Annotated in this window: 21 protein-coding genes; 8 read left to right on the top strand and 13 right to left on the bottom strand. The window is 68.2% G+C overall.

The window, feature by feature from the left end; translation table 11 throughout:
- Window position 1 precedes the first annotated feature (1 nt).
- Window positions 2-994 carry a tripartite tricarboxylate transporter substrate-binding protein gene (locus ACIP1U_RS21455; protein WP_400319040.1) on the top strand — a complete coding sequence of 331 codons (993 nt, stop codon included), beginning with the start codon at window positions 2-4 and terminating at the stop codon, window positions 992-994.
- Between the two features lie 48 nt (window positions 995-1,042).
- Here the strand turns inward: ACIP1U_RS21455 and ACIP1U_RS21450 are convergent, their stop codons facing one another.
- A complete protein-coding gene (locus ACIP1U_RS21450) occupies window positions 1,043-1,810 on the bottom strand; it encodes an SDR family NAD(P)-dependent oxidoreductase (RefSeq protein ID WP_400319037.1) in 768 nt (255 codons plus the stop codon).
- A 126-nt stretch (window positions 1,811-1,936) separates the two neighbouring features.
- On the opposite strand from ACIP1U_RS21450, the gene ACIP1U_RS21445 reads away from it, so the two are divergent.
- Both ACIP1U_RS21445 and ACIP1U_RS21440 read left to right on the top strand, forming a co-directional pair.
- Window positions 1,937-2,530 carry a TetR/AcrR family transcriptional regulator gene (locus tag ACIP1U_RS21445; protein WP_400319034.1) on the top strand — a complete coding sequence of 198 codons (594 nt, stop codon included), beginning with the start codon at window positions 1,937-1,939 and terminating at the stop codon, window positions 2,528-2,530.
- A 111-nt stretch (window positions 2,531-2,641) separates the two neighbouring features.
- A complete protein-coding gene (locus ACIP1U_RS21440) occupies window positions 2,642-3,943 on the top strand; it encodes an MFS transporter (protein ID WP_400319031.1) in 1,302 nt (433 codons plus the stop codon).
- A gap of 316 nt (window positions 3,944-4,259) precedes the next feature.
- Here ACIP1U_RS21440 and ACIP1U_RS21435 read toward each other — a convergent pair whose 3' ends face one another.
- Window positions 4,260-4,898, bottom strand: coding sequence for a CDP-alcohol phosphatidyltransferase family protein (locus ACIP1U_RS21435; protein ID WP_400319029.1), 639 nt, complete (start codon window positions 4,896-4,898; stop codon window positions 4,260-4,262).
- A gap of 9 nt (window positions 4,899-4,907) precedes the next feature.
- Window positions 4,908-5,198, bottom strand: coding sequence for an antibiotic biosynthesis monooxygenase family protein (locus tag ACIP1U_RS21430; protein WP_400319026.1), 291 nt, complete (start codon window positions 5,196-5,198; stop codon window positions 4,908-4,910).
- A gap of 151 nt (window positions 5,199-5,349) precedes the next feature.
- Here ACIP1U_RS21430 and ACIP1U_RS21425 point away from each other — a divergent pair, with 151 nt between their 5' ends.
- Complete coding sequence (locus tag ACIP1U_RS21425) at window positions 5,350-7,146, top strand: ExeM/NucH family extracellular endonuclease (RefSeq protein ID WP_400319023.1); 1,797 nt, start codon at window positions 5,350-5,352, stop codon at window positions 7,144-7,146.
- Here the strand turns inward: ACIP1U_RS21425 and ACIP1U_RS21420 are convergent.
- The 7 genes from ACIP1U_RS21420 to ACIP1U_RS21390 form a co-directional block, all read right to left on the bottom strand.
- Window positions 7,143-7,613, bottom strand: a complete 471-nt coding sequence (locus tag ACIP1U_RS21420; protein ID WP_400319020.1) for a DUF2127 domain-containing protein — start codon at window positions 7,611-7,613, stop codon at window positions 7,143-7,145. The two genes, ACIP1U_RS21425 and ACIP1U_RS21420, sit on opposite strands and share 4 nt — an antisense overlap.
- Window positions 7,614-7,693: 80 nt before the next feature.
- Entirely contained in the window at window positions 7,694-8,131 is a 438-nt protein-coding gene (locus tag ACIP1U_RS21415) for a hypothetical protein (protein WP_400319017.1), read from the bottom strand.
- A gap of 74 nt (window positions 8,132-8,205) precedes the next feature.
- On the bottom strand, window positions 8,206-8,772 hold the full coding sequence (locus ACIP1U_RS21410) for an SRPBCC family protein (RefSeq protein WP_400319014.1): 567 nt from the start codon (window positions 8,770-8,772) through the stop codon (window positions 8,206-8,208).
- A 128-nt stretch (window positions 8,773-8,900) separates the two neighbouring features.
- Window positions 8,901-10,400, bottom strand: coding sequence for an efflux transporter outer membrane subunit (locus ACIP1U_RS21405; RefSeq protein ID WP_400319011.1), 1,500 nt, complete (start codon window positions 10,398-10,400; stop codon window positions 8,901-8,903).
- 187 nt (window positions 10,401-10,587) lie between these two features.
- Window positions 10,588-13,773: an efflux RND transporter permease subunit gene (locus ACIP1U_RS21400; protein WP_400319009.1), complete on the bottom strand. Its 3,186-nt coding sequence runs from the start codon at window positions 13,771-13,773 to the stop codon at window positions 10,588-10,590.
- 119 nt (window positions 13,774-13,892) lie between these two features.
- Window positions 13,893-15,134, bottom strand: coding sequence for an efflux RND transporter periplasmic adaptor subunit (locus tag ACIP1U_RS21395; protein ID WP_400319006.1), 1,242 nt, complete (start codon window positions 15,132-15,134; stop codon window positions 13,893-13,895).
- A gap of 182 nt (window positions 15,135-15,316) precedes the next feature.
- Entirely contained in the window at window positions 15,317-16,279 is a 963-nt protein-coding gene (locus tag ACIP1U_RS21390) for an alpha/beta hydrolase (protein WP_400319004.1), read from the bottom strand.
- A 408-nt stretch (window positions 16,280-16,687) separates the two neighbouring features.
- Between ACIP1U_RS21390 and ACIP1U_RS21385 the strand changes: the two genes are divergently transcribed.
- From ACIP1U_RS21385 to ACIP1U_RS21375, 3 genes are all read left to right on the top strand, one after another.
- Entirely contained in the window at window positions 16,688-17,623 is a 936-nt protein-coding gene (locus tag ACIP1U_RS21385) for a LysR substrate-binding domain-containing protein (protein ID WP_400319001.1), read from the top strand.
- A gap of 131 nt (window positions 17,624-17,754) precedes the next feature.
- Complete coding sequence (locus ACIP1U_RS21380) at window positions 17,755-18,348, top strand: superoxide dismutase family protein (RefSeq protein ID WP_400318998.1); 594 nt, start codon at window positions 17,755-17,757, stop codon at window positions 18,346-18,348.
- A gap of 200 nt (window positions 18,349-18,548) precedes the next feature.
- Entirely contained in the window at window positions 18,549-20,126 is a 1,578-nt protein-coding gene (locus tag ACIP1U_RS21375; RefSeq protein WP_400319270.1) for a phospholipase D family protein, read from the top strand.
- A 9-nt stretch (window positions 20,127-20,135) separates the two neighbouring features.
- On the opposite strand, the gene ACIP1U_RS21370 is transcribed toward ACIP1U_RS21375, so the two are convergent.
- Both ACIP1U_RS21370 and ACIP1U_RS21365 read right to left on the bottom strand, forming a co-directional pair.
- On the bottom strand, window positions 20,136-20,399 hold the full coding sequence (locus ACIP1U_RS21370) for a hypothetical protein (RefSeq protein WP_400318996.1): 264 nt from the start codon (window positions 20,397-20,399) through the stop codon (window positions 20,136-20,138).
- Between the two features lie 190 nt (window positions 20,400-20,589).
- The gene (locus tag ACIP1U_RS21365; protein ID WP_400318993.1) at window positions 20,590-21,849 is read right to left on the bottom strand and encodes a M20/M25/M40 family metallo-hydrolase; all 1,260 of its coding nucleotides are present in this window, start codon (window positions 21,847-21,849) and stop codon (window positions 20,590-20,592) included.
- Between the two features lie 176 nt (window positions 21,850-22,025).
- On the opposite strand from ACIP1U_RS21365, the gene ACIP1U_RS21360 reads away from it, so the two are divergent.
- Complete coding sequence (locus tag ACIP1U_RS21360) at window positions 22,026-23,129, top strand: GlxA family transcriptional regulator (RefSeq protein ID WP_400318990.1); 1,104 nt, start codon at window positions 22,026-22,028, stop codon at window positions 23,127-23,129.
- 18 nt (window positions 23,130-23,147) lie between these two features.
- Here ACIP1U_RS21360 and ACIP1U_RS21355 read toward each other — a convergent pair whose 3' ends face one another.
- The gene (locus ACIP1U_RS21355) at window positions 23,148-23,879 is read right to left on the bottom strand and encodes a BON domain-containing protein (protein ID WP_400318987.1); all 732 of its coding nucleotides are present in this window, start codon (window positions 23,877-23,879) and stop codon (window positions 23,148-23,150) included.
- Window positions 23,880-24,013: the final 134 nt, after the last annotated feature.

Genomic DNA, 24,013 nt, shown 5'->3' with positions numbered 1-24,013 from the left:
CATGCCGGTCCGATTCGCACTGCGCAAGCTCGCAGTCGGCATTTCCCTTGCCTTAGGCATCGGCGCCTTGCCGGCCACCGCGCTCGCGGCCCCAACCGATGCCCCGCTGCGCATCGTGGTTGGATTCGCGCCTGGCGGCGCCCTTGACATCTTTGCCCGCGCGCTGGCGGAGAAGCTGCGCGTCTCCCTCGACACGCCGGTGCTGGTGGAAAATCGTCCGGGCGCTTCAGCTCGGCTGGCGCTGGACAACGTCCGGCGCTCGCCCGCTGATGGCAAGACGTTGCTGATTTCGCCGGCGCCGCCGTTCACGATCTTCCCGCTGACCTACAAGCAACTGCCCTACGACCCGGACAAGGATCTGGTCCCTGTCGCCTACCTTGCAGATGTGCCGTTGGTGGCATCGACCAGCGTCAGCCAGCCGTACCGGACCATGCAGGAATACCTGGCGTGGGTGAAGCGCGATCCCTCGAGAGGCGGCGTCGGACTGGTGACTCTCGGCGGCAGCATTCATTTCGGCGTCGTCACCCTCAGCAAGGAAATCGGGGTGCCGCTGACGCCCACGGCGTACCGGGGCGTGGTGATGATGCTGACCGACGAAATCGGTGGCACGCTACCCATTGGCATCGACGCCATTGCCGGGCAGATGGAGCTGTATCGCGCCGGCAAGATCCGCTTCCTCGGCGTTACCGGCACCCGGCGCTCATCATTACTGCCTGACGTGCCGACGCTGGCGGAAGCCGGCGCCCCCGGCTTCGAGACCGCCTCCGGCTGGTATTCGGCGTTCGTGCCGGCGGGCACGCCGCCCGCCACCGTTGCCCGGTTGGAGAAAGCGCTGCTGGAGGCGGTTCGTGCGCGCGACATCCGCGACAAGATGGCGACGCTGGGCATGGAACTGAATGGCCAGCCGGCGACGGCACTGCGCCAGACGATCCAGGACCAGCGGGCGCGGTGGAAGCCTGTGATCATGGCCTCCGGGTTCACGGCGACCGAATAGTTGTATCGCCGCAAGCGGCGCGCGCCCTGCTCCGGGGCGCGCATCACTTTACTGCGCCGACAAGCCCCCATCCACCCCGATGCTCTGGCCGTGGATATAGCGTCCGGCCGGCGCCGCCAGCAGCACGGCCAGCCCCGCCACATCCTCCGCCTCGCCGATGCGCCGCATCGGCACGCCCGCGGCCAGCCGCGCTTCGCGTTCGGGGTCGCCCCACAGGGCATCGCGCGAGAATTCCGTGCGCACCGGGCCCGGATTGATCGCATTGACGTTGATGCCGGACGGGCCAAGCTCCAGCGCAAGGCTGCGCATGGCCTGGTCGATCGCTGCCTTGGTCACGCTGTACAAGCCAAGGAAGGCCGAACCGCGCTTCGCCGCGATGCTCGACATGAAAGTGATCGAACCATCGCGGCGCTCCGCCATCTGCGGCGCCAGTGCATTCACCAGCATCAGGTTGCCGCGTACGTTGCCGGCCATGGCCGCCTCGAACACATCGGGGCCTTGCGCCAGCATGGAACCCGGCGTGGCGCCAGCTGCCGCATTGAGGACCAGCGCATCGACCCGGCCGTAGGCGGCCAGCGCCTGCTCGGCGAAGGCGCGCACGCTGTCGACGTCGGCAATGTCACAGGCGATGCCGGTGGCGCGGATGCCTTCCGCTTCCAGCTGTGCGGCGACGGAGCGTGCGGCTTCGCCGTCGCGTCCCGATACCACCACTGCTGCGCCGGCGCTGCCCAGCGCCTGCGCCATGACCAGGCCCATGCCGCGGGTGGATCCGGTAACCACGGCAACGCGGCCGTTCAAATCGAAAAGGTTTTGCACGGCGGGTGACTCCTTAAGGTGACGGTTGGGATGTATTGGATATATAGATGATGATCGACATCTATTGAATAAAGTATGAGCATCATCTAAACTGCGGTCAAGGCAGAAATCCGAGGAGTCCTGCACATGGCACGCGCATCACGCGAACAAGCCGACAAGAACCGCGAAGCGATCGAGCAAACGTCGTCGCGGCTGTTCCGCGAGCGCGGACTGAACGGCGTCAGCGTCGCCGAGCTGATGGCCGGCGCCGGCCTGACGCACGGCGGCTTTTATGGCCACTTTGCGTCCAAGGATGCGCTGGCCGCGCAGGCCTGCAAGCGCGCGTTTGAAGAATCCGCCGCGCGCTGGGAGCGCCGCCTGGCGCGCGCCGGTAGCGACCGGCATGCCATGCTGGCCAGCCTGGTCGAGCCTTACCTGACGGCTGCGCACTGCGCCAACCCTGGCGCCGGCTGTGCTGCCGCTTCGCTGGCGGTGGACGTAGCACGCGAGCCCGCAGACAAGCCGGTGCGGCAGGCTTTCCTGGACGGCTTCAAGGTGCTGGTCGGTGACATGGCGAAGACCGTAGCCAGCGATGAACCGCAGGTACGCGAGGAAGAAGCGTTGGTCCGCATGGCCATGCTGGTCGGGGCGCTGACGCTGGCGCGCGCAACCGAGGGCGATCCGATCTCCGACGCCATGCTCGAGGCCGTCCGCAGCCGTTTGCTGGGCAGTTCCGCCTAGCCCAGATCCCGCTCTTTCAACCACGTGCCGGGACTTGCCCCTGGCCCCTCCGGGCCGGCGGACCGGCCCCCTTTCGCCTGTCGCCACCCCAACCGAGGCCAGAGACAACCAATGTTCGCGCAAGCCTTATCCAGCCGGCTCGACCGGCGCGGCGTCCACTACGCGTGGGTGATCGCCGCCCTTACCTTCCTGGTGATGCTTGCCACCTCGGCCGCGCTCGGCCTGCCCGGCGCGTTCCTGTCGCCGCTGACGCGAGAGATGGGTTGGAACACCGACGAGGTCTCGTCAATCCTCGCCTTCCGCTTTGCGCTGTTCGGGCTGATGGCTCCATTTTCAGCCATCCTGATGGAGCGCTTCGGCGTGCGCAACGTGGTCTGCGTGGCGCTGGCGCTGATCGCAGGCGGCATGGCGCTGGCAACGGTGTCGACCGAGCTGTGGCAGCTCTTCTTCGCATGGGGGCTGATGCTGGGTGTCGGCTCCGGGCTGACCGCGCTGGTGCTGGCTGCCGTGATCGCCAACCGCTGGTTCAGCGCGCGGCGGGGGCTGGTTATCGGCGTCCTGACCGCCAGCTCGGCCACGGGGCAGCTCGCGTTCCTGCCGGTGGCGGCCTGGTTGATCGAGCATATGGGCTGGCGCGTCGCCGTGCTGCCCGTGCTGGCCGCGTGCGCATTACTGGCAGCGCTGGTGCTGGGCCTGATGCGCAATCGCCCCGCCGACGTGGGCCTGGCGGCGTTCGGCGAAGTCCCGGCCGCGACGCCGGTGCAGCCGCCGGCGCCCCCGGCACCGCTGACGCTGCGCGGTCCCTTCGTGGTGTTGCGCGACGCCGCGCGCACGCAAGCCTTCTGGATCCTGGCCGGCACCTTTTTCATCTGCGGCCTGAGCACCAACGGCCTGATCCAGACGCACTTCATCGCGCTCTGCGGCGACTTCGGCATGGGCCCGGTACCGGCGGCGTCGGCACTGGCGATGATGGGCGCCTTCGACTTCGTCGGCACGATCCTGTCGGGCTGGCTGTCGGACCGCTATGACAGCCGCAAGCTGCTGTTCTGGTACTACGCGCTGCGCGGCCTGTCGCTGTTCTGGTTGCCGCATTCGACCTTCACTCTGTACGGCTTGTCGATCTTTGCCATGTTCTACGGGCTGGACTGGATCGCCACCGTGCCGCCGACGGTCAAGCTGGCCGCAACCACCTTCGGGCGCGAGCGCGCGCCGATGGTGTTCGGCTGGATCTTCGCGGCCCACCAGATCGGCGCGGCCGTGGCGGCGTTCGGCGCGGGGATGACCCGCACGCTGCTGCTGACCTACACGCCGGCGCTGTATGCAGCCGGCGCGGCCTGCCTGGTCGCGGCACTGCTGGCGCTAGCGGCCAGCCGCAAGCGCGCAGCCGGTGTTGCGGAGCCGGCACGCGCATGAGCCTGAGCGGAATCGGCAGCGCAACCAATGATGCAGGGCGAGCCGAAATCGCCAGATTGCGGTCCGATCCCGACGAAAGTTTGCCCGACTCCACGCGCCAGTGTTTTTCTTTTGACTTGTCAATTGATAAACTTCGCGTCGCGCATGGTGCGGGGTGTTCATAGAACGCCGTGCGCTCGGCGGCATGCGGTCCTGGCTCGGCGCGCCGACCTAAAACCATCAATAAAAACCGGATAGCCAGGCAGCGCCCGCGCGGGGCTTCCGCGCAGGCGCTGGTCCATTCCGGATTGACGGTGATCTTCGCGCGCGGGCGGACTCAGAACTTGGGGATGCGCAGCGTCTTGCTGACCATCAGCGTGCCCGACAGCGCGAACAGCAGCGCGAGCGGATGCAGCACGGCAGGCCCCAGCACCCAGGCGCCGCCAGGCAGGTCGCCGCCCAACTGCCCTTGCCAGGCACACCATGCCAGCACGGCGGTCAGCAGCACGCTGGTCGGGATCGGCGTGCCTTCGAAATACGCCACCTTGCCGCTGTCGCTGCCGGCAGCCAGCGTTTCGGCGGTGACGTTGAAGCGCGCCAGCCGGCTCACGCCGCAGCAGACGAAGTAGATCAGGATGGCCAGGTCCCAGCCACCGCGCATGCCGGCGGCAAACGCCAGCGTGGCCGGCCCGACGCCGAACGAGATCACGTCGGCCAGCGAATCGAGCTCGCGACCCAGCGCCGAATGCGCATGGCGCCAGCGCGCGATGCGGCCGTCGAGCACGTCGAAAATAAAGGCCAGCGGCGCCAGCGCCGCGGCCGTATAGAAGTGCGACAGCTGCTGGTCCGCGACGTAGAACATGGCGAAGAACACCGACGCCATGCCGCAGGCCGCATTGCCGAGCGTGAACACGTCGGCAAGCTGCAGCTCGCGCAGCATCGAGAAATGGCGGGGACGCTCGGGCCGTGTGTTCATGCGACGCGCTTACAGAGCCTTGGATACGTGGTGCACATTCGGTGGCGCGGCAAAGGTATCGCCCACCAGGCCACGCCATTGCTGGAATTCGGGCGATTCGCGGAAGTGGACCATGTGGTCTTCCACGGTTTCCCAGTCGACCACCAGCGTGTATTGCTCAGGCTGCTCGATCGAGCGGAACAGCTGCACGGCGTGGCAGCCGCGCGAGCGCAGGAACAGCGGCTTGGCCTGGCTGACGCCCTGTTCGAACTGCTGCTCCATGCCGGGCTTGATGGTGAGTTGGGCGATTTCCTTGATCATGGCGATTCCGGGTGCTTTGGGTTGGAGGCCGGCGCGCGCCGGCGGGTTCCTGCTACCTTAGCACGATCGCGGCGCCACATGCCGCGGAAAGCATTCCGTTACACGGCTCGGCTAGCATCGACGACCTTGCCACTTCGCTGCCAGAGCTACCATGCCAACACGCTCGCGACCACTGTCCGGGGGCCTTTGCGTCCCCGTCCTTGCCGTTCTTCTTTGCCTGCCCGGTGCCGCGCCGGCATTTGGCGCCGTGCAGCCATGCGGCGCGCCGGCGACCGCCATTGCCCAGATCCAGGATGGCGGCGCGTTGTCCGGCCGCACGGTGGAAGTCGAAGCGGTGGTCACCGCGGATTTCAGCGGCGATCGCGGCCTGCGCGGCTTCTTCGTGCAGCAGGCTGACGCCCAACGCCAGCAGCGGCCGGGCATTTCCGAAGGGCTGTTTGTCTATGCGCCGCGGGCAGTGGCGCGCGCGGGCGACGTCGTGCGCCTGTCCGGAAGGGTCGAGGAAAAATTTGGACAAACGCAGCTGACCTTGTCGGATCCGCCGACGGTCTGCGCCAGCGGCATCCCGGTCACGCCGGCAACGCTGACGCTGCCTGCCAGCGATGCCGACCTGCGTGCCCGTGCCGGCATGCTGGTCAGGCTGCCGCAGACGCTGACAGTCAGCGATACCCATGAACTGGCGCGCTACGGCACGCTGGCGCTGAGCCTCGGGCGCCCGCTTGCGCCGACGCAGGTCGCCTTGCCGGGCGCGGCGGCAGCGCAGGCCGCGGCGGCCAATTCGCGCAACCGGCTGCTGCTCGACGATGGCTCGACGCGCCAGTATCCGGAAGTGGTGCCCTACCCGCCGCCGCGGCTTGCCGCCACCCATCCGCTGCGTGTCGGCGACACCGTCAGCGGCGTAGCCGGCGTGCTGGAGAAGCGCCACGGGCAATGGCGCCTGCAGCCGGTGCGCGGCGCGCGGACTCCGACGTTCCAGGCCGCCAATCCGCGCCCGGGCACGCCGGCGCGCCATCCCGCCGCAACGCTGCGGGTGGCGGCATTCAACGTGGAAAACTTCTTCAACGGCGGCAGTAGCGGTCTCGCTTCGGCCGACAACCGTGGCGCGCGGAGCGCCGCGGCGCTGGCCCGGCAGGAGGCCAAGCTGGCGGCCGCACTGCGCGCGCTGGATGCCGACGTGATCGGGCTGATGGAGTTGCAGAACAACGGCTTTGGCCCGGACAGCGCCGTGCGGCAACTGGCGGCGCGGCTCGGGCCCGACTGGCGCGTCGTCGATCCCGGCACGCCCGCGCTCGGGCTCGGTGGCGATGCGATCGCGGTGGGCCTGCTCTACAACGCCCGCGCCACGGAGATCGTCGGCCGTGCCGCCACCACGTGGCTGGGCGCCCGCAGCCGGCAGCCGCTCGCCGCCAGCTTCCGGGCAAAGGCCGGCGGCGCGCCTGTGACGGTGGTGGTCAACCACCTCAAGTCAAAGAACTGCGCGGATGCCGTTGGCCTGCAGGCCGACCAGGGGGATGGACAGGGATGCTGGAATCCCGCGCGCGTGCAGGCAGCCGGCATGCTGGCCGACTGGCTCGATACAGTGCCGACGGGCGCGGGCGTGCTGGTGATCGGCGACCTGAACAGCTATGCCATGGAAGATCCGGTACGCCTGCTGGCACGGCGCGGCTATGCGGACATGGTGGCGAAGCTCGCGGGAGCGCAAGCCTACAGCTACGTCTACAACGGGCAGGCCGGCTACCTCGACCATGTGCTCGCCGATGCCGCTGCCGCAAGGCATGTCGTAGCCGTGCAGGCATGGCATATCAATGCCGACGAGCCGGCGGCGTTCTCGTATGCGCCGGCCCCCGGCGCGCCTTCGGTGCCGGCCTACTACGCCCCCGATGCATACCGTTCCTCCGACCACGACCCGTTGCTGATCGATCTCGCCCTGACCGCCGGAAGGCCCTAGCCAGCGGACACGCGCCGCAACAGCAATCCCCGCGCAAGGTACAGCACTACGAGCAAGTTGGCCGCCGCCAGCCCACCATGCAGCCAGCTCGGATGGACAAAGGCTTCATACAGCTCCAGCGGGATATAGATGCCGCCGGACCAGACGCCGATCCAGTTGCCCCACGCGAGCCCGCGCCATAGTCCGTAAGCCTCGGCGAAGCGCATCAGCGCATAGACCGTCGCCGAGCCGCCGATCGCCCACAAACGCGCGTTGTCGGGATGCGCGAGCAGCGACAGGAAGATGGTGGGATAACGGCTGGCGGGGTTGACGTGCAGGCGCTGGATGATGGCTTCGGCCAGCGCCTGCGCATCACGGTGCAGCAGCGCCGCCAGCCCCAGGCCGGCGACGATCACCAGCAAGCCCTTGGCCGCCTCGAAAATTGCGATGCCCCTCAGGCCCAGTGCGCCCTCGCCCTGCTTTGCCATGCGTGTTCCCCGTCCGGATTGCAGTGACTGCAAAGCCGGTATTGTGCAACAGGGAAACGGCGCCCAGCAGGGCTGCGGCCTCAGCGACCGTAGTCGCGCTCGCGCATCGGCCCGTCGGCGTCGATGCCGCCGCTGGCGGCAAGCGGGCCATCAACGGTCAGCGGTCCGGCAACGGTCAGGTCGCCATTGACCACCATGTCGCCATGCACGGTCAACGGGCCCTTGAACACCTTCAGGTAGCCGCCGCGATACGGCACGGCGCGGGCGCTGACCGGCCCGGTGAAATACGCCGCGGTCAGCGGGCCGCTGGCATAGACGTGGCCGGCGACGGTGAGCGTGCCATGGACCCGAACCGGCCCCTGCACTTGCGCAGATCCGCCGATCGTGATCGAGCCCGACTCATGCGGCTGGGCGCGCGATGTTCCGGCGCCGAACTGCAACGCCAGCGCCAGCGTGGCGCCCAATGCCAGCCGCCATGTCCATGTTGCGGTGTCGAGGCCAAGGGTACGGGGCGTCATGGTGATGGCAATCCTCCATGCAGCGGCGTCGGCCGCTGTTTCCAACTTAGTGCCGATCGCCCCGCCGTGCAAGGCTATGGCACCTGCGGTGCCTCCAGCCTCGCCTTCAGGCGCCTGACGGCCTCCGCGGACTCGGACTGCAGGCGCGAGCGCAGCATCAGGCGATTGATCAGCGCAAAGAGCAGCGTGGGCGACTGGTAGCTGAATTCCCGTTCGAAACGCGTACTTTCCGCCGACGGCGTCAGCGACGGCGTCATGGCCGGCGTGAGCTTATAGGTGATGGTGCCGGCCCGGCGCCCGCCCGGCACCTCGCCCGCGATCGCCCAGATGCGCGGCCGCTGGCTGATCGTGACGGTCCAGATGACCACGGCGCTGCGCTCGCCTGCGACGAAGCTTTCGGCCACGCGCTCGCCGAGCCCCAGCGGATGATCCGTCGCTCCGGCAACCGCGCCCGAGGCGGGATACCACGCTGGCCAGTGCTGCGGCGTGGAAATGTAGTCGAACACCTCGGCCGGCGTCCGGGCGATCACCACTTCATCATGGATGCTGGTGCGGTCGGCCCATGGCAATGGCACCAGCAGCAGCGCCACCGCGAGCGCGGCAAAGATCAATCCCCAGATCGGTTTCCTGAAGCGAAGCATGGCGGCGGAGCCCGGCGCCCGCGGGCCTGTCCCGGGGCGCGCCGGACGCGTGGCGCGATGCTTCCAGTGTAGTGATTCCGCGGCATCGCGCCAGCATCGCCGCGGTCATGGCGCGGCGATGCAGTGCGTCATTGCGCCGGCCCCGGCTGCGCGGCCGCCACCGTCTCCGGCAATGGCCCCCAGCCGCCGCCCAGCCGGCGGACCAGCGACACCGTTGCGGCAGCGCGCAAACCGGCCACTGCATTGGCCTCGCGCTGGGACTGCAGCACGGTGCGGTCGGCATCGATCACGGCCAGGTAGTCGACCGCGCCGGCATCGTAGCGGCTGCGCGAGATCCGCGCCGCGCGGCGCGCGCCGCCCAGCGCGCTGTCCAACGCCCCCGCCTGCTGGCTCAGCCAGCGCACGTCGGCCAGGCTGTCCTCGACTTCACGGAAGGCCACCAGCACGGTCTGCCGGTAGGCGGCAACGCTTTCCTCATGCGCGGCACGGGCGCCGGCCAGGTTGGAACTGTTGCGCCCCCCGTCGAACACCGTCTGCGCGATGGTCGATCCGATCAGCGGACCCAGCATCCACGTGCGCGACGACCACTTGAACAGGTTCGACAGGTCCGCCGATTCAAAGCCAAACAATCCGGTCAGCGTGATGCGCGGGAAGAACGCCGCCTTGGCGACGCCAATGCGGGCATTGGCAGCGGCCATCTGGCGCTCGGCCGCGGCGATGTCCGGGCGCCGCTCCAGCAGCTCGGACGGCAGCCCGGCCGGGATCGCGATCGGCGCGGCATCGAACGGCCGCGCCGGCAGCGAGAACGCCGCGGGCGGCACGCCGGTCAGCACCGCCAGCGCATGCTCCTGGTTGGCGCGGCGGCGCTCGATGCCGGCCAGGTCGGCGCGCGCGGTGCCAAGCTCGGCCTCGGCGCGGGCCGGGTCGAGATCGGTGGTCTCGCCAGCGTCGTAGCGCTTCTTCAGCAGCTTCAGCGCATCCTCGCGCAGCCGGATGGTCGCGTTCAGCAAATCGCGTTCGCTGTCGAGCGTGCGCAGCGCGAAATACGCCTGCGCCACGTCGGCCTGCAGCGCGAGCTGCACCGAGCGGTACAGGTCCTCCGCGGCCTCGCCATCGGCGCGGGCGGCATTGACGCTGGACGCGACGCGGCCGAACAGGTCCAGCTCATAGCTGGCGAAGGCGCGTGCCTTCAGCACGGTCTGCGGCGAGACCCGCGTACCGTCGGGCAGGCCTTGCGACGCGGCCGACGGCTGCGAGCGGGTCGGATCCAGTCCCACGCTGAGCTGCGGGTAGAGATCCGCCTCGGTCGCGCCAGTAAAGGCGCGCGCCTGCTTCAGCCGGGCCGCGGCGATGGCGAGATCCTGGTTGGATTCGCCAGCGGCAACCATCAGGCGATCCAGCTCGGCGTCGCCGAAGATCTTCCACCATTCGCCGCGATGCTGGCCTTCGGCCGGCGTCGCGGTCTTCCATTGCGCGCCTTCGGCCTGCGCGGCCTCGGCTTCCTTGTAGGCCGGCACCGTGGCGGTCTCCGGCACCTTGTAGGTCGGCGCCAGCGAGCAGCCGGCCAGGATCAGCGCGGCGGCAAGGGTGGCGATTCGGGGCAACTGCCTTGTGATGTGGGCAATCATTTTGGGATTTCCTTGACTATTCTGTGCTCTGGCGGGTTCAACGCCACCGAGGTAGCCCCCCCTCTCACGCTCGCGGGAGAGGGGTTGGGGAGAGGGCCGGCGCATGCGCGAAGTGAAGCGCCACAGTACTGCCAGCGCTGCCCTCTCCCCCGCCCCTCTCCCAGAGGGAGAGGGGAGCAAACACGCGCTATTCAGCGGACGCCATCGCCCGGTTTTCCACCGACGCAGACGACTTACGCCGCTCCCCCCGCGTCGCCAGCAAACGCAGCGCCACATAGAACACCGGCGTCAGGAACAGTCCGAAGAAAGTCACGCCGAGCATGCCCGCGAACACCGCCACGCCCATTGCATGGCGCATTTCCGAGCCGGCACCGCTAGACACCACCAGTGGCACCACGCCCATGATGAAAGCGAACGACGTCATCAGGATCGGGCGCAGCCGCAGGCGGCTGGCTTCGATCGCGGCCTGCACCACGGTGCGGCCGTGATGTTCAAGCTCTCGCGCAAACTCCACGATCAGGATCGCGTTCTTCGCGGATAGCCCCACCAGCACGATGAAACCGATCTGCGTGAAGATGTTGTTGTCGCCTTGCGTCAGCCACACCCCCGTCATCGCCGCCAGCAGGCTCATCGGCACAATCAGGATCACCGCCAGCGGCAGCGTCAGGCTTTCATACTGGGCAGCCAGCACCAGGAACACCAGCAGCACGCACAGCGGGAAAATCCACACACCCGCATTGCCGGCCAGGATGTCCTGGTAGGTCAGCTCGGTCCATTCGAACTTGATGCCCTTCGGCAGCGTTTCCGCGGCGATGCGCTCGGCAGCGGCCTGCGCCTGCCCCGACGAAAAGCCGGGCGCGGGCCCGCCGTTCATGTCGGCGGCGGTAAAGCCGTTGTAGCGCACCACGCTGTCCGGACCGAAGCTCTGCTTCACCTGCACCAGCGACGACAACGGAACCATGTCGCCGGCGGCGTTGCGCGTCTTCAGCTGCAGGATGTCTTCGGCATGGGCGCGGAACGGCGCATCCGCCTGCACCTTGACCTGGTAGGTCCGCCCGAACTTGTTGAAGTCGTTGACGTACGCCGAGCCCAGGTAGGTCTGCAGCGTATCGAACACCTCCGTCACCGGCACGCCCAGCTGCTTGGCCTTGACGCGGTCCAGCTTGACGTCGAGCTGCGGCACGTTGACCTGGTAGTTGCTGAAGATGCCGGTCAGCTCGGGCGTGGCGCGCGCCTTGTTGGCAAACGCATTGGTCGCCTCGAACAGCGCGTCATAGCCCAGCGCCGCACGGTCCTCGATCATCAGCTTGAAGCCACCGATGGTGCCGAGGCCCTGCACGGGCGGCGGCGGGAACACCGCGATAAAGGCATCCTGGATGGCCGCGTACTTCTGGTTGAGGTCCGCGGCAATGGCGGCGCCAGACAACTCGGCGCTCTTGCGCTCGTCAAACGGCTTGAGCGTGGCGAACACGATGCCGGCGCTCGGGCTGTTGGTAAAGCCGTTGATCGACAGGCCCGGGAAAGCCACCGCCGATTCCACGCCCGGATGCTTCAGCGCAATATCGCTCATCTTGCGGATCACGTCCTCGGTGCGGTCCAGCGTGGCGCCGTCAGGCAGCTTGGCGAAGCTCACCAGGTACTGCTTGTCCTGCGCCGGCACGAAGCCCTTGGGCACCAGCTGGAACACACCCCAGGTCAGCGCCAGCATCACCGCATAGACGCCGAACACCGAACCCTTGCGACGGATCACGCCCTTCACGCCACGGCCATAGCTTTCCGCGCTGCGGCCGAAGAAGTTGTTGAAGCGCTTGAAGAAGCCGCCGAACACGCGGTCCATGCCGCGCGACAGCCAGTCCTTGGGCGCGTCATGACTCTTCAGCAGCAGGGCCGACAGTGCCGGCGACAGCGTCAGCGAGTTGAATGCGGAGATGATCGTCGAGATCGAGATCGTCAGCGCGAACTGCTTGTAGAACTGCCCGGTCAGCCCGGTCATGAAGGCCAGCGGCACGAACACGGCGATCAGCGTCAACGCGATGGCGATGATAGGGCCGCTGACTTCGCGCATAGCCTTGTAGGTGGCCTCCTTCGGCGTCAGCCCTTCCTCGATATTGCGCTCGACGTTTTCCACCACCACGATGGCATCGTCAACCACGATACCGATGGCCAGCACCAGGCCGAACAGCGACAGCGCGTTGATCGAGAAGCCGAACGCATGCATCAGCCCGAAGGTACCGACGATCGACACCGGCACCGCCAGCAGCGGGATGATCGACGCGCGCCACGTCTGCAGGAACAGGATCACCACCAGCACCACCAGCGCAATGGCCTCGAACAGCGTATGCGTCACCGCCTCGATCGAGTGGCGCACGAACTGCGTGGGGTCATAGACGATGCTGTAGTCGATGCCGTCCGGGAAGTTCTGCTTCAGCTCTTCCATGGTCTTGCGCACGTCATCCGAGATCTGGATGGCGTTGGAGCCCGGCGCCTGGAAGATCGGGATCGCCACTGCCGGCTTGTTGTCCAGCAGCGAGCGCAGCGCATATTCGGATGCGCCCAGCTCGATGCGGGCAACATCCTTCAGGTAGGTCACGGCGCCGTCGGCCGAGGTGCGCACGACGATATCGCCGAACTCTTCCACCGTGCCCAGGCGGCCCTGCGCATTGACCGACAGCTGCAAGTCAGCGCCCGGCAGCGACGGCGACTGACCGATCACGCCGGCCGCCACCTGCACGTTCTGCTCGCGGATGGCCTTGATGACGTCGCTGGTGGCGAGCTGGCGCTCGGCCATCTTCTCGGGGTTGAGCCACACGCGCATGGCGTAGTCGCCCGAGCCGAACAGCTGCACCTGGCCCACGCCCTGGATCCGCGCCAGGCGGTCCTTGACGTTGATCACCGCGTAGTTGCGCAGGTACGTCATGTCGTAGCGGTCGTTGGGCGAGACCAGGTGGACCACCATGGTCAGGTCCGGCGAGCTCTTGACGGTGGTGATGCCCAGCCGGCGCACGTCTTCCGGCAGGCGCGGCTCGGCCTGCGAGACGCGGTTCTGCACCAGCTGCTGCGCCTTGTCCGGGTCGGTGCCCAGCTTGAAGGTCACGGTCAGCGTGAGCAGGCCATCGCTGTTGGACTGCGACGACATGTACAGCATGTCCTCGACGCCGTTGATCTGCTCCTCCAGCGGCGAAGCCACGGTTTCGGCGATCACCTTGGGGTTGGCGCCCGGGTACTGCGCGCGCACCACCACTGACGGCGGCACCACTTCCGGGTACTCCGAGATCGGCAACTTGAACATCGAGATGGCGCCAATCAGGAAGATCAGCACCGACAGCACCCCCGCGAAGATGGGGCGGTCGATAAAGAATTTAGAGAGATTCATCTTGGTCTCTGCCTGCGTTGGCTTGCTTTGGCGTAGCGCGCCCCCTGGCGGCCCGCCATGGCGGGCGCCATCCACATCTACGGGGGAGCGCTAGAGGTTTTCTGCTGTCGGTAGGCGGATCAGCTCACCGGCTTGGCGTCCGCATCGGCTTTCTCGGCAGCGGCCTGCTTGCGGTCAGGCGCTGCCTGGCGCGGCTCCAGCTCGCTGCGGTAGGCCATGGCCACCGCCTTGGGCTGCACCGTATCGCCCGGCCGCACCCGCTGCAGGCCGTTGACGACGATGCTCTCGCCCGGCTTCAGCCCCTTGCGGATCACGCGCAGCCCTTCATAGTTGGGCCCGAGCTCGACTTCGCGATAGACCAGCTTGTTGGCCTTGTCGACCACCAGCACGAACTTCTTGCCCTGGTCGGTGCCGACGGCACGGTCGTTCACCAGCACCGCCGCATGCGGCGCGCCGCCGCCCATCTTGACCTTGGCATACAGGCCCGGCAGCAGGCGGCCGTCGTCGTTGTCGAACACGGCGCGCACGCGGATGGTGCCGCTGCGCGTATCGAGCCGGTTGTCGACCGACTGGATCTTGCCCTGGTGCGGATGACCGTCTTCATTGGCCAGGCCGAGGTAGACCGGCAGGTTGGCCTGCCCGCCGCCGGCACCGGGAGCGGTGTAGCGCAGGTAGCTCTGCTCGTCGATCTCAAAGCTCGCGTACATTGGCGACACCGACACCACCGTGGTCAGCGGCGGCGTCGCCACGCCCGGGGCCACGAGGTTGCCCACCGTGATCTCCGCGCGCGATACGCGGCCAGACACTGGCGCGGTGATGCGCGTATAGGCCAGGTTCAGGCGCGCGGTTTCCAGCTGCGCTTGCGCGGCGCGCACGTTGGCGCTGGTTTCGCGCGCGGCGTGGATGCGCTCGTCGAACTCGCGGCGCGAGATGGCGTTGTCGTCCAGCAGCCGCTGTGCGCGTTCGCCCTCGCTCTTGGCGTGCGCGGCGCGAACCTGCGCGGCGCCCAGCGCGGCCTCGGCGCGTGCGACTTCCGCCGCGTAGGGGCGCGGGTCGATCGTGAAGAGCGGATCGCCCTTCTTCACCAGCGCGCCCTCGCGGAAATGGACGGCATCGATGGTGCCGCCCACGCGCGGGCGGATCTCCACGCGGTCTACCGCCTCCAGGCGGCCGGAAAACTCGTCCCACTCCGTGATGGTCTGACCCACCGCGGCGGCCACTTCGATCGACGGGGCCGGCGGCGGGGTGTTGGCATGGGCCTCGCCGCTGTGCCACGGGCGCAGGACCGAACCGGCCACGCCGGCACCGAGCACCACGACGATGGCAAGGGCAATCAGGGTACGTCGCTTCTGCTGCTGCATTTCTCAAACTCCTGTTCGGGTTTTCTTCAACCGGAAAAGCAAATGGCCGAACGCCGCCTGCCGGTCCGCGAAAGGCGGATCGGAACCGATTCAGATTGGATGGTCGGACTTAGGGCCGCCCATGCCAACGGCGGACCTGGCTCTGGCCGATACAGAGCCGGCTGGCGATTGGCTGGAGCGGCTCAGCCGGCGGGCTTGGCTCCAGGCCGGCTGGCGCCTGCATTTGCAAATGCGCCAGCCTGGCGTTCGGTCAGGGGTGAGGTATCGTCGGTCGCAGCCAGACATCGCTGCAAGAACCGCGCACCTTCGTCGACCCATGCCTGACACGCGTCATGGGCCTCTTCCACGCCGTCGCCACAGGCGCCGGGCATGATCATGGCCTGGGCCGGCACACCGGCCTTGCCCAGCCGCTGCGCGAAGGCCTCGCCTTCGGCACGCAGCGTATCCTGTTCCGCGACCTGGACCAGTGTGGGCGGCAGCCCGGCCAGGCGCGAGGCCATCGCCGGCGCGGCATAGGGATGCACGCTGTCCGCCGGCGTCGGCAAGTAATCGCGATAGTTGCAGGCCATGCGCCGCAACGTTTCCATCAGCACCTGCCCGCTGCCGAAGCCCGCGCACGACGCATGCTGCAGGCACGGGTCGGTCACCGGGCGGATCAGCCACTGGCCGCGCGGCTGCGCGGTGCCGCGGTCGCGCAGCATCTGCGCCAGCGCGATCGCCAGGTTGCCGCCGGCTTCCTCGCCCACCAATGCGAAGCGGGTCTTGTCCAGCTTCAGGCGCCGGGCATTGCGCAGCACCCACTGCACCGTGCTGTGCGCGTCTTCGGGCGCAGCCGGGAACGGGTTTTCGGGCGCCAGCGAATAGGCCGGCGTCACCACCACGGCCGGCACCGCCCTGGCCAGGTCCTGCACCAGCTTGCGCGCATGCTCCAGGCCGCCATCGACAAAGCCGCCGGCATGCAGGTACACCAGCCACGGCAACCACGTGGCCGCCTCGGCGCCCGGCGCGGGATAGCCGGGCGGGTAGCACACGCACACCGCAATCTCGCGGCCGTCGCTCGTTACCGTATGCTCGGCCACGCGCGCCTCGCCCTGGCCGGTGGCGGCGGGAGCGGCATTCTGGCGTTGGCCTGGCTTGTTTGGCATGGCGTCCGGCGCACGGGAAAAACAATGCGCTTGAGTGTTGCGATGCAACGAATTATGGTGATTGACGAGGATGGGATAAAGCGAGAGATCGCCAATGCACTGTTCCGGGATTGGAATAATCGGGAGCATTGCAGCGGAACGCCGGAATGACCGAAACCCCACGCGTGACAAGGTCATCGAAAATGTGATTCACTCCGGCTCTTGGCACGCATGGCGATCCGCGACGCTGCTTCTCTGCTTTATTCGTTGCGGGCGCTGCATGCCCTGACAAACCCACGCCGGCCCCGCGCCCCCGCGCACCCGGCGCCAGCCAGCCGGCAGCACTCCCCCAATCACAACAACCAGCCACGCCGTGCGCGTCACGAGCGCGCGCGGCACGCCGTTCGGATCTATCGTCGGAACCTCATCATGGACCGTCTCGTATCAATGCAGGCATTCACACGGGTCGTGGACGTCGGCAGCTTTGCGCGCGCCGCCGAATCGCTGGACCTGCCCAAGGCCACGCTGACCCGCCTGATCCAGAACCTGGAGACGCACCTCGGCGTCAAGCTGCTGCACCGGACCACGCGCCGCATCAGCGTGACCAACGACGGCGCGGCCTACTACGAACGCTGCGTGCGCATCCTGGCGGACGTGGAAGAAGCCGAGCAGTCGCTCACGCGGCAGAACAATTCGCCGCGCGGCACATTGTCGGTCGACACCACAGCGCCACTGGCCAACATGGTCCTCGTCCCTGCATTGAATGATTTCCTGCAGGCCTACCCCGACCTGAAGCTCGAGCTGACCATCAACGGCAAGCCCATCGACCTGCTGCAGGAAGGTGTCGACGTGGTGTTGCGCGTGGGGATTCCGCTGGACGAATCGATGGTGGCCCGCCGCATCGGCCACGTAAAGCTGGCGTTCTACGCCTCGCCGATCTACCTGAACCGCGCCGGCACGCCGCGCGACCTGGCCGAGCTCGCGCAGCACAAGGCAGTGAACTACCTGTCCAACCGTAACGGGCGCGAGATGCCGTGGCCGATGGCGCGCGGCATGGAACGCGGCGAGGTGCTGCTGCCTTCGGCGATTTCGACCAACGATGCCGAGGTCTACGTGGGCTGCACGCTGGAGGGCCATGGCGTCGCCCGCATCTCGCGCGCGATGGCCGATCCTTACGTGGCCAGCGGCCGGCTGGTGGAGATCCTGGCCGACTGGCAGACCGACGAGCTGCCGATCTCGGCGATGTATCCGCAGAACCGGCACCTTTCGGCCAAGGTGCGGGTGTTCGTCAACTGGGCGGCGGACCTGTTCTCGCGCCATCCGCACTTTGGTGCGGTACAGCAGCGCCTCGCGGTGGCGGCCTGATCCACGCTCTGGCGCAAGCTGCAAGCGCCGGGAGCATCCGAAGCGTGCCTCATAGGACAAAACCGGAAGCCGCGAGCGCGTTGGGCGACCTATACTGTTTCATCCGAAATCACGACGAGAAGAGGATTCCGATGAAACAAGTGCTTATCCCCCTGGCCGCCTGCGTTGCCGCGACCGTGGTGCTGGCCGGCTGCGCCGGTTCCGGCACGAGCGCCTCGGCCTCATCCAGCGCCACCGGCGCCAGCGCTTCCGCCGCATCGTCGTCCATCACCAGCGGTGCCCGCGCCACGGCCACGCTGCAGCCCAAGAGCGGCACCAACACCGCCGGCACCGTGACTTTCCAGCAGCAGCCGGGCGGCGTGCTGATGAGCGCCTCGATCACGGGACTTCCGCCGAATACCGTCCACGGCTTCCATGTCCATGAAAAGGGCGACTGCTCCGCGCCCGACGCGATGAGCGCCGGCGGCCATTTCAATCCAGGCGGCAAGCCACATGGCCAGATGACCATGCCGGATCACCACGCCGGCGACATGAACAACATCACCGCCGACGCCAACGGCAACGTGCGCGTCGGGATGCTGCTGCCGTCGTTGTCGGTCGGCACCGGCGCCAACAGCGTGATCGGGCGCTCGGTGGTGGTGCACAAGGATCCGGACGACTACAAGACGCAGCCGACCGGCAATGCGGGTGGGCGCATTGCTTGCGGGGTGGTGGCAGCTTCGTAAGCCGCAAGCGTTTCGGGCCCTGCTGATGTTCTCCCTCTCCGGCTCGCGGGAGAGGGACGGGATGCGGGCCGGTGTGTCAACGAAGTCCGCGTGCCGGCGTAGCGACGGCCCGGACACGCCAGACGCCGCGCCGGCATGGCAACATGGCGGACATTGCCGCCACGCGCGGCCCCCGCCCGCGGGCCGCGCCGACCATCACCATGCCATTGCCGACAGACGCTGCGTTTGTGCCCCACCACCGCCTGCACGCCAGTTCGCTGTTGCTGTGCTGCGCCGCCCTGCTGGGTGGCTGCGCGCTGCCGCCGGTGGACCACCGCACTGAATCCACCGCCATCACGTCCGCCGAAGCCGCAGCCACGCCGCTGGGCCGCGCGGTCGCGGCCGCGCTGGCCGGCCATCCCGGACTCAGCGGCATCCACCCGCTGAACAACGCGCACGCAGCCTTCGCCGCGCGCATGCACCTGGCGCGAACGGCCCAGCGCACGCTCGACGTGCAGTACTACATCTGGCGCAACGACCTGACCGGCACGCTGTTGCTAGAGGCGCTGCACGAGGCCGCGGACCGCGGCGTGCGCGTGCGGCTGCTGCTCGATGACAACGGACTTTCCGGCATGGATGAGCTGCTCGCGGCCATGGACGCGCATCCGCAGGTCGAAGTGCGGATCTTCAACCCGTTCGTGCTGCGCCAGCCCAAGGCGCTCAATTTCCTGACGGATTTCCGGCGCCTGAACCGGCGCATGCACAACAAGTCGTTCACCGCCGACGGCGTCGCCACGATCATTGGCGGGCGCAATGTCGGCGACGAATACTTCGGCGCCACGGACGGCGTGCTGTTCGCCGACCTCGACGTGATTGCGATCGGCCCCGCCGCCGCCGACGTGACGCACGACTTCGACCGCTACTGGAACAGCGCTTCGGCGTACCCCGTGGACCGGCTGGTGCCGCCGGTCAGCGTGGAGCGCCTGCACGAGCTGGCCGGAAGCGCACGCGCGGTTGAGCAGAACCCGGCCGCTGCCGCCTACATGGCGGCCCTGCGCGAGGTGCCTGACGTGCAGCACATGCTCAATGGCACGCTGGCGTTCGAGTGGGCCGCGACACGCATCGTCAGCGACGATCCGGCCAAGGCCCTCGGCCAGGCTTCGCGCGACACGCTGGTCGCGCACCAGTTGCGCGAGATCCTGGGCGAGCCCCAGCGCGAACTGGACCTGGTCTCGCCCTACTTCGTGCCCTCCACCGCCGGCACCGCCTACTTCTCGCAGCTGGCCGAAAAGGGCGTTGCCGTGCGCGTGCTGACCAACGCGCTGGAGGCAACCGACGTCGCCGCCGTCCATTCGGGCTATGCCAAGCGCCGCAAGGCGCTGCTGGAGGCAGGCGTGGACCTGTACGAACTGCGGCGGTCGGCGGCACCGGCCAAGAAAGGGGAGCGCGCCGGCCCGTTCGGCAGTTCCGGCTCAAGCCTCCATGCCAAGACCTTTGGCGTCGATGCCAGCCGCGTGTTCGTGGGCTCGTTCAATTTCGACCCGCGCTCGGCCAACCTCAATACCGAACTGGGCTTCGTGATCGACAGCCCGACACTGGCCGGCCGCATCGAATCGACCTTCGCCACGGTGGTGCCGGAAGCGGCCTACCAGGTCAAGCTCGACGAGCAGGGCAAGCTGTACTGGCTGGAGCGGCGCGGCGACGAGGTGGTGCGCTACGACACCGAACCCAACACCAGCTGGTGGCGCCGGCTCGGCATCTGGTTCCTGTCGATCCTGCCGATCGAGTCGATGCTGTAGCTAAGCCGTTCAGATCTGGTCGATCAGGCTGCGCACGACGTCGGCCAGGCGGGCCGCGCGCTGGCGGCCGTTGGCGTCAAGGTCCATGCCACAGCCACTGGCGAGCGCCTTGAGGCCAAACAGGGCGTCGCCGACGTCGCGCCAGCCCGGGTAGTCGGAATGGATCTTTTCCAGCGCGGCGGCCCCTGCCGCCACTTGCGCGGCAGCCGGCACATTGCCGGCCGCCAGGTCTTCCAATGCCGAGGCGGCATCGACCAGGCCTTTGCGGTTCATGCTGCGGTCTCCCCACTATGTCTAGTCATGGCCGCCACGTGTGGGCGGCGTTGACACTGTAGCAGGATGCCGGGGCCCCATGGCCGCCGGCCGCGCATGGCGCACGGTGTCCGGAACACGCGCGAAGCGCCACATCGGCGCCCGCGGGTGTCATGCTGCGCACACCGGCCCGGGCCTCAGCTGCGGCCGCTCAGTTGCGTCCAATATCCTCCAGGATCCGCGTCATCAGGTACAGCCGCGGCACGATCGAATCCAGTTCGATGTACTCGTCGCGCGCGTGGTAGCCGAAACCCGCCAGGCCGAAGCTCTCGACCACCGCCGGCTTGCCCGAGCGCGCGGCATAGCTGGCGTCAGTGGCACCGCCAGTGCCCTCGGCCAGCGCCAGCGTGCGGCCGTCCAGCTCGGCGTAGATTTCCTGTGCGCGCTTGGCCAATGCGCGGCCGCGGGCGTCGGCGACGAACGGCGGGCGCCCTTCTTCCATCGTTACCGTGGTCTGGGTGTCGGGCACCAGCTGGCCCGACTTGACCTTGTCCTGCAACGCGACCTTCAGCTTCTCGGCGGCGCCATTGGCGGTGGTGCGCACGTCGCCGTAGGCCACCGCGCTTTCCGGAATCTGGTTGCGCACGGTGCCGGCCTGCGCCTGCGTCCAGTTCAGCTGCGAGCCGGGTACCTGCGTGGCGACGTCGCGGGTCTGCTGCAGCTGGTAGGCCAGCTCGACCAGCGCATTGCGGCCGCGCTCGGGCGCGGCGCCGGCATGCGAGGCGCGGCCCTTGACCTGCATGGTGGCAGTGGCGGTACCGGACGCGCCCAGCAGCAGCGACTCGGCCTTGACCACATCCTTGGCTGCGGTGGGCTCGCACGACAGCACCACGTCATGCTGCGCGGCCAGCGTCGCTATGGTTTCGCCGGAGCCGACCGAACCGACTTCCTCGTCCGGGTTGAACAGCACGGTGATCTGCGCGTAGTCGCGCCAGCCCTTGTTCTTCAGGATCTCCAGCGAATGCAGGATGACCGCGATGCCGCCCTTGTCGTCGGCGATGCCGGGGCCGTAGAGCCGGTTGCCCTCCTCGCGGATCGGCTGCGTCGCCAGCGTGTTTTCCGGATAGACCGTGTCCATGTGGGCGATCAGCATGATGCGGCGCTTGCCGTTGCCCACGAACGTGCCCTTGACCATGGTGCCCGGGCCCTTGGTGACCGGCACGCGTTCCACCTTGGCGCCCAAGGCCTGCAGCCGCTTCTCGGTGTAGCTGGCCATCCGGGCCAGGCCCTGCGCGTTGGCGCTGCCGGATTCGATCGACACCATCTCCTTGAGCGACTGCACCACCGCCGGCTGGGCGGTGCGGGCAGCGGCCAGCAGCGCGGCATCGGGCTGGGCGGCAACGGCCAGGTGACCAGCGCCGGCAAGTGCCAGGGCGGCGGCGGCGGCAACGTGGCGAACGGAAAACGGCATGGAATCTCCTCGGATTGGTCTTGTTGGGGCCATGCCGTGACCCCGCGGCGGGGTCACGGCACAACGGCACGATGCTAGCCCTTGCCAGCGGGCATGGGGAGGGTCAATATCGCCAATCACAATGCCGATCCCGCCACGCCTGGCCGCGACCGGACCCTGCACCAATCGCCCCTGATATGCGCGTCCCCACTGATTCACTGGTCACCGAGACCGCCACTGCGTCCGCGCGGCCCTTGCATGTTCGCCTGCTATGGCTGCCCCATGCCATGCCCGGCACCCTCTTCACCACGCTCGACGTGCTGCGCACCGTCGCCGGCGTGGCGAGCCTGCAGCAGCCCGATGCGGCGCCAACGCTGAGCTGGCAGCTGTGCGGCGCCAACGGTCGCACGCTGCCGGCCAGCCTGCCGGGCCTGGAAGCCTCCACGCGCCGCATCCGCGCGACGGGCGGGCGCTCGCTGCTGGTGATTCCAGCTCTGCTGGCCAGCAATGCGCACCAGCTCGGCGACATCGTCCGCAGCGACACCGCCGCGCTGCGCATGGTCGAGCGCCATGTGGCAGCGGGCGGGTGGCTTGCTGCCTGCTCGTCCGGGCTGCTGTTGCCGTTGCAGCTCGGCCTGCTGGACGGCGCCCGCACCGGCGCGCCCTGGATGTACCAGAGCTGGATGACGCACCAGTTCCCGCGCGCGGACCTCGGCGGGGACCAGGCCATGAGCGTGCACGGGCAAGTGTTCTCTTGCGTGGCCCCCGCGCTGCAGGTGGAATTCGTGCTCCGTGTGCTGGGCCACCTGCACGACCCCGACCTGGCGCAGGCCGCCGCGCAGCTGATGCTGTACCAGCCCGAACGCCAGCGCAGCGTACCGGCGCTGGTCTCGCAGCGCTGGCTGAGCCGCACCGCGGATAGCCCCGTGTACCGTGCCGTCCAGTGGCTGCAGCAACATGTGGCCGAGCCCTACCAGCTGGCCGCCGTGGCGCAGGCCGCGGCGGTCAGCGAGCGGACCCTGCTGCGGCATTTCCGGCAGGTTACCGGCATGACGCCGCTGGACTATCTGCACACGCTGCGCGTGGAGCGCGCCCGCATGCTGCTGGAGGTGACGCTGCACGGCACGCAGGCGATCGCCGAAGCCTGCGGCTATAGCGACGCGGCCGCGTTCCGGCGGCTGTTCCAGCGCATCGCGGGGATGTCGATGTCGGACTACCGCGCCCGCTTCACGCTACGGGCACGGCGGCGCTACTGGCGCATGGAGGATGCGGCGGCCCGGCGCGGCATGCCGGGCTCATGACACCATGCCGCTGCAAGGTCAGGCGCGCAGCGAGATGTGGTTGACCACGTCCTCGACACCTTGCACGTACCACGCGTCGCGCTCGACCTGCCGGCGCGTGTTCTCGCTGGCGACGCAGCCTTCCAGCGTGACGACACGGTTTTCGGTATGCACGCTGACCTGGCCCGCGTCGACGAAGGGATCGGTCTCCAGCACCAGCATCAGCGCCTCGGTGATCTCATCGTCGCGGTCGGCTTCGGCGGGCGCCACCACCAGTTCGTTGACCACGCAGCGGCAACCGCGCGACCACCACGCCAGCACGCCGGCCAGGCGCATGTGCGACAGGCTGATCACCTGGCCCCACAGCGTCACCACGCCGTCGTGCGCCTCGACCTCGATCCAGCCGCTGCGCTCGCCCACGGCTTCGCGCATGGTCTCGTGCTGCCCTTTGACGCGTGCGCAGATCCGGCAGTTACGGAAATCGATGGCATTGAGCAGGCGCTCGCATACCGCGTCGCGCAGTTCGCCGTCGCCGGCCGTGACCGCGCCGTCCGTCACGCGCAGGTGGTCGATCACGCTGGTCACGCCGTCCACGCGCCGCAGCGCGGTGGCCGCGCGGGTCTTGTCGACGATATCGGCTACCTCGCCTTCCAGGATCAGCGCGCCGTCTGACAGCCGCAACTGGATGGTGGGATGGAGGACATGCCCCTGATAAGGCACATGCGCCAAGGCTGCGCGCGCCTGCGTCAGCACCGCTTCGCTAGTCTGCATTTTTGATCGCCTCGCCCGAATGGTCTGGAGATGAAACGACGTGCGCCCGGCCTGCGGGCGCGCCTGGCGCGGCGCCGCGGCCTCCATCACCGCCGGGGACCTGGCAACCGCTTCCTCATTATAGGAAGCGGGCC

The sequence above is a fragment of the Cupriavidus sp. NPDC089707 genome (genome assembly GCF_044748965.1).
In the GTDB taxonomy this organism is placed as follows: Bacteria; Pseudomonadota; Gammaproteobacteria; order Burkholderiales; family Burkholderiaceae; genus Cupriavidus.
This window is presented reverse-complemented; position numbering and strand designations above follow the sequence as displayed.